Origin of the sequence: Inquilinus limosus MP06 (assembly GCF_000767795.1) — a bacterium.
Classification (GTDB): Bacteria; Pseudomonadota; Alphaproteobacteria; order DSM-16000; family Inquilinaceae; genus Inquilinus; species Inquilinus limosus_E.
The window spans coordinates 1-1469 of sequence record NZ_JANX01000932.1; the positions used below are offsets into that span (position 1 = coordinate 1).

Sequence of the window (1469 nt, forward strand, 5' to 3'; positions counted from 1 at the left end):
GGCCCAGGCCTCGACAAAATCCCCTCACCCGGAGCCGCTCCGCGTCTCCGACCTCTCCCGCAAGCGGGAGAGGCAACACCTCACCGCCTTGGCGTCCCGCGGGACTACTGGCCTCCCAGCGCGCGAAAAATCTTCTGACCGGCCCGGCCGGTCTGCGGCATGCCGAGGCGCTGCTCGGCGGCCGAGATCGCGGCGCGGGTGGCCGGGCCGATCTTGCCGTCCGCCTGGCCGCCGATGTCGTAGCCCTGGGCCAGCAGCAGCTGCTGCAGCCGCAGGCGCTGGGCCCGCGACAGGCCGGGATCGTCGGTCGGCCAGGGCGTGCGCAGTGCCGGCCCGCCGGACAGGCGCTGGGCGAGGTACGAGATCGCGATCGCGTAGGATTCCGCCGCGTTGTAGGAATAGATCGCGTCGAAGTTGCGGAACACCAGGAAGCCCGGCCCCTGCGGCCCGGCAGGGAGGATCAGGCCGGCCTGGCCGCTGCCCGACAGCGGCGCCCCGTCGGCCCGCACCACGCCGCGCTGGGCCCAGGCCGACAGCGGGTCCTTGTCCTTGCGGCCGGTCGGGCCGTTGTAGCCGGCCGGCACCCGCACCTCGATCATCCAGGGCTGGCCTTCCTGCCAGCCGGAGCGCTTCAGGTAGTTGGCGGTGGAGCCGAGCGCGTCGGCCACCGAATTCACCAGGTCGCGCCGCCCGTCGCCGTCGAAATCGACCGCCAGCCGCTGGTAGGTCGAGGGGATGAACTGGGTCTGGCCGAAGGCGCCGGCCCAGGAGCCGTACAGCTCGTCCAGCCGCAGGTCGCCGGCGCTGACCAGCTTCAGCGCCGCCATCAGCTCGCCGCGCCAGAAATCGGTGCGCCGCTCGCCGGCGCAGACCAGCGTCGCCAGGGCATGCGGCAGGAAGTAGCCGCCACGCTCCTTGCCGTAGTCGCTCTCGACGCCCCAGACAGCGGCGATCACCGACCGGTCGATGCCATAGCGCTGCTCCGCCTGCTGCAGCACGCGGCCGTATTTCGACATCATCGCCCGCCCGTCGGCGATGCGCTGGTCATCCACCAGGAAGGCCAGGTAGTCCCAGATCGGCGTCACGAATTCCGGCTGGGCCTGGGAGAAGCGCAGCACCTTGTCGTCCGGCTGGGTCAGCCCGTCGAAGGCGCGGGTGGCGACGCTGCGGTCGACCCCCGCCTTCACCGCGGAGTCGGCGAGGCCGGAGACGCAGGAGCCGAAGTCGGCCAGGGCCGGGCCGGCGGCCAGCAGCGGGAGGAGCAGCGCCGCCCCGAAGGTCCAGCCGGATCCGAACAGGCGAGACGTCATACCCTTCCTCCACGCGATGGAACCCTGCCGCGGCGCGGCGGCGCGATCCTGTCCCATCCGGGCGGCGGGCACAACCCGTCCGGCGGCGCCGCGTCAGGCCGCCGCTTCGGGCCAGACCCGGGCCGGCCGGTCGGTGTCGATCTCGTAATCGGTGGCGTA

General features: G+C 72.6%; 1 protein-coding gene. It reads right to left on the reverse strand.

The annotated features are described in order from the left end of the window. Positions 1 to 104: 104 nt before the first annotated feature. The gene (locus P409_RS34115; RefSeq protein WP_034849245.1) at positions 105 to 1310 is read right to left on the reverse strand and encodes a lytic murein transglycosylase; all 1206 of its coding nucleotides are present in this window, start codon (positions 1308 to 1310) and stop codon (positions 105 to 107) included. Positions 1311 to 1469: the final 159 nt, after the last annotated feature.